This is a genomic window from Pseudomonas sp. SID14000 (assembly GCF_002165135.1).
GTDB lineage: Bacteria > Pseudomonadota > Gammaproteobacteria > Pseudomonadales > Pseudomonadaceae > Aquipseudomonas.
Window position 1 is genome coordinate 1 of sequence record NZ_NFZQ01000059.1, and the last position, 794, is coordinate 794.

The window sequence follows — 794 nt, forward strand, 5'->3', positions numbered from 1 at the left end:
AGCCGGCTCAGCCGGGTCATCTGGCTCCCAAGTGGTTCTCGTTGGACACCGGTACCGAGCCGGCGGACAGTGTCCGGCCGTCGGTCACCGGTGACTTGTCGGCGTACGGGTGGACGACGCGCCGGATCCGGCGTGCGCCGCGGGCGGCGGTGAAGATCAGCAGGGCGGCCAGGAACAGCCACATCGCCGTCAGCGGCTGCAGGAACCGCTTCAGGGTGACTACGAACGGCGTGGTGTCGTGCCAGTTGCCCTCGTCGTTCTTCCAGCGGTGCATGTTGACGTCCGCGGCGCGCTTGGTGTCGATCGCGCTCGGCCCGCGGCCACTGATGGTGTTCTCGGTGACCTTGGTCTCGCTCACCGAGCCGACCAGCGAGATGGCGTGCGAGTCGGCGTCCGACAAGGTGTTGCGCTGGACCGTGGCGGCCGAGTCACGGAGGTACACGCTGGTGTTGCCGCCACTGACGATGTTGCCGGTGATCACCGACTTGGTGACCCCGTCGCGGATCGCGATGCCCTGCCGGATCGGTTCGGTGACCCGGTTGCCGACCACCGAGACGTCCTCGGCGCCACCCCGGACGACGACGCCCATGTCGTTGCCCTGCAGGTCGTTCGCGTTGACGCCGATGTTGGTCCCGCCGATCACCTCGACGCCGTACCGGGCGTTGTCGACCAGCTTGCTGTTGGACACGGTGTTGTTGCCGTAGCTGCCCAGGCTGGAGCCGGTCGCGCTCGGGCCGTCGGCCAGCGGCAGGCCGGACATGGTCAGCCCGTTGCGGTGGTTGCGGCTGGCCTCG

1 protein-coding gene is annotated in these 794 nt (G+C 68.6%); it reads right to left on the reverse strand.

The features are described from left to right. Positions 1-16 precede the first annotated feature (16 nt). Positions 17-794 (reverse strand): right-handed parallel beta-helix repeat-containing protein (locus CAY82_RS27375; protein ID WP_140399152.1); only part of this gene is annotated, 778 nt, incomplete at its 5' end.